At 73.5% G+C, this 3,285-nt stretch carries 4 protein-coding genes; 1 reads left to right on the forward strand and 3 read right to left on the reverse strand.

Annotated features, from left to right (window positions below; translation table 11 throughout):
- The coding region (locus F6X68_RS31700) for a CHAT domain-containing protein (protein WP_151457689.1) at positions 1-969 on the forward strand (969 nt) is incomplete at its 5' end.
- 115 nt (positions 970-1,084) lie between these two features.
- On the opposite strand, the gene F6X68_RS31705 is transcribed toward F6X68_RS31700, so the two are convergent.
- From F6X68_RS31705 to F6X68_RS31715, 3 genes are all read right to left on the reverse strand, one after another.
- The gene (locus tag F6X68_RS31705) at positions 1,085-1,735 is read right to left on the reverse strand and encodes a dihydrofolate reductase family protein (protein ID WP_151457690.1); all 651 of its coding nucleotides are present in this window, start codon (positions 1,733-1,735) and stop codon (positions 1,085-1,087) included.
- Between the two features lie 120 nt (positions 1,736-1,855).
- A complete protein-coding gene (locus F6X68_RS31710; protein WP_151457691.1) occupies positions 1,856-2,743 on the reverse strand; it encodes an SDR family oxidoreductase in 888 nt (295 codons plus the stop codon).
- Positions 2,744-2,966: 223 nt separating this feature from the next.
- The coding region (locus F6X68_RS31715; RefSeq protein ID WP_192581625.1) for a cellulose binding domain-containing protein at positions 2,967-3,285 on the reverse strand (319 nt) is incomplete at its 5' end.

Genomic DNA, 3,285 nt, shown 5'->3' on the forward strand with positions numbered 1-3,285 from the left:
GGCGCCCTCGCCGCCGCGCTCGGTGACGCCGTGCTGCTGGAGCTGGTGGCGCACGGGCCACGGCTGCGGGCGGTACTGGTCCGCGACGGTCGGACCAGCCTGCACGACCTCGGCCCGCTCGACGAGGCGCTGGGCCGGGCCCGCCTGCACCGGTTCGGCCTGCGCCGGCTGGTCACCACCGGCGACTCGGCCAGTGCCCGGGCCGGGGTCGAGTTCGCCACCACCGCGCTGGACCAGCAGCTCTTCGACCCGGTACGCCGGCTGCTGCGCGACCGGCCACTGGTGATCGTCCCGATCGCCGCGTTGCACGCCGTGCCCTGGTCGGGCCTGCCGACCTGCGCCGGCCGGCCGGTGACGGTGGCGCCCTCGGCGACGGTCTGGTTGCGCGCCGTCGGGCGGATCGTCCCGGCCGGCCCGCCGGTGCTGGTGGCCGGGCCCCGGCTGCCCGCCGCCGAGACCGAGGTACGTCAGCTCGGCGCGGCCCTGCCCGGCTCCCGCCCCCTCACCGGCTGCGCCGCCACCGCCGACGCGGTCACCGACGCGCTGAACGGGGCCGGGCTGGCGCACATCGCCGCGCACGGCGCCTTCCGCGCCGACAACCCGCTCTTCTCCACCCTCGAACTGGCCGACGGGCCGTTGACCGCGTACGAGTTGGAGCGGCTGACCCGCCCACCGGGCTGCGTGGTGCTCTCCGCGTGCGACTCCGGCCTCTCCGGCGTCCGGCCGGGCGACGAGGTGATGGGCTTCACCGCCGTGCTGCTGGCCCTGGGCACCCGCAGCCTGATCGCCACCGTGTTGCCGGTCCCGGCCGACCTGACCACCGCGCTGATGCTGGACCTGCACCGGCGGATGCATGCCGGTGCTCCGCCGGCGGTGGCGCTCGCCGAGGCCCAGCGCGCGTTCGACACCGCCGGTGGTGGTGGCGCCCATGCCACCGCCGCCGCGTTCGTCTGCTTCGGCGCCGGCTGAGAGGAGCCCAAGCCGGTGGGGAGCCGCCTGGTGTCGAGCGACCGGCAGGAGAACGGCGACGTGGGCGACGATCAGTGGACTCGTCCACCTCGGATACACAACGGCACAGCCAGCACTATCGCCGGCCACTCGCACTGGGCGAGTTCGGCGACCTGCCGCCACCCGGTCGACTCGGGTTCGTGGCGACGTAGGTCGCGATGATCGCGCCCGTGCTGGTCACCTGGCTGTCGGCCAGCCGCAGCGGACGGTGTGCGCCGTCGGCGCCGAACAGGCGCTTGCCGCCGCCGCCCACCACCAGCGGATCGATCATCACCCGGAGTTCGTCGACCAGGCCGAGGTCCAGCAGGGTCTGGAAGAGACCGGGACTGCCGATCAGATGCAGGTCCTTCCCCGTCTCGGCCTTCAGCGCGCGCACGGCCGCCTCGATGTCGTCTGGCAGCAGTGTCGAGTTCGACCAGCCGAGCGGCTCGTCGAGAGTCGTCGAGGCGACGTACTTCGGTAGCGCGTTCAGGGGCCCGGCGAGCACCTGCTGCTCCTCCGGCGCGTTCGGCCAGTGGGCCGCGAAGATCTCGTACGTGCCCCGTCCCAACAGGTAGCCGCCCGCGCCGCGTACGTTCTCGATCACCCAGCCCATCGACAGGTCGTCGAAGTAGTGGGCATGCCAGCCGCCGTGCTGGAAGCCACCGGTCAGATCCTCGTCGGGATAGCTGGGAGCCTGCACCACCCCGTCCAGCGTCATCCACTCGTTCGCGATCACTTTCCGCATCCCGGCTCCTACCGATCGTTGGTTCCGCCGCTCCGCCCGCACGGCGGAACAGCCCCGTCACCCTCGAGGACGGAGCCGGGCGCCCGTCTTCGACATGACCCGCGAGCGGCCGGGCGGCCCCTACCGCCGGCCGGTGAAGTCCTCGACGTGGTCGCGAGCCCACTGCGCGAACGTCAGTGCGGGCCGGCCCAGCAGATGCCGGACGGTGTCGGTGACCGGCTCGGGGTGCGTGATCATCGCCGCGTGGCCGGCGATGATCGCGGCGGCTACGCCCGCCGGCATCGTGGGGAAGAGCTCGGCGGCGGCCTGTGCGGAGTCCATCTCCTCGTAACGCAGTGTCCGGCCGAGCGCGGCACCGATCGCCGCGAGCTGATCGACCTGCGTCAGTTGCTCGGGGCCGGTCAGGTGGTGGGCCGCGCGCTGGTGCCGATCGTCCGTCAGCAGCCGCGCCGCCACCGCCCCGAGGTCCGCCTCGTGCACCAGGGCCCGTCTGGCCTGGGGAACGAACCACCGCAGTACGTCCGACTGCTGGATCTGCGGCGCCCACGCCAGGGTGTTCGCGGCGAAGCCGCTGGAGCGCAGGAAGGCGTACTCGGCGGCCGATCCTGCGAGCAGGCCCTCCAGATGGGCGTGGGAGCCCAGGATGGTCCCGTCCGGCCCAGCGGCACCGTCGGGGTCGTCCGGCACGCCGTGAGTGGACAGATAGACGATGCGCCCGACCCGCTCGGCCAGCGTCGCCACCAACCGACCTGCCGCATGGTCGGCCGTGACCGACGGGAAGACGAGGAACAGCGCATCCACACCGTCCAGCGCGGCGCTCAGGCCGTCGGGCACGGTGAGATCACCGCCGACCACCTCCACCTGCGGCCCCAGGGCCGCCGATGCCCTCGCCGGATCGCGGGACAACACGCGCACCCGCACGCCCTCGGCCTCGACGAGCCGGGCGACGACCTGCCCGCCCACTCGCCCGGTCCCCCCGGTCACCAGTACCGTCCGCTTCACGCTCATACCAACCACGCCCTGATCCGCTCGATCGAACCTGCCGTGTCGACGGTAGAAGTTGAAGTGGACTTGAGGGCAAGTGCCGGAGGACCGGCACCACGGTCGGCTGGGGCTCCGGCAGTCCCGACGACCATCCAGGGCGGACACCGCAGAGCCCGGGCGGGCGGAAGGTGCATACGGCGTCGGCGGCCCGGCGCGGGTGGTTCCCCGCGCCGGGCCGTCGGACGGGTCAGCTCGCGGTGCAGGTGGGCGTGCCGGTCGGGCCGGTCCCGGTGCCCTGGAAGCCGAACTCGGTGGTGGCTCCGGCGGAGAGTCGGGCGTTGTAGTCGACGTTGCGGAACGTCACGGCGCCGCTGGTCCCGGTGGCGCGCGCGCTCCACGTGTTGGTGATCGTCGCGCCGCCCGGCAGGGTGAGGGCGACCGCCCAGCCGTTGATCGCCGCGGCGCCTGCGGTGACGCGTACCGTGGCGACGAAGCCGCCGTTCCACGAGTTCAGCGACACCGTCGCGGCGCAGTCGCCGGACGGCGGCGGGGTGGTGGGCGGCACG

Source organism: Micromonospora sp. AMSO12t (genome assembly GCF_008806585.1).
Classification (GTDB): domain Bacteria; phylum Actinomycetota; class Actinomycetes; order Mycobacteriales; family Micromonosporaceae; genus Micromonospora; species Micromonospora reichwaldensis.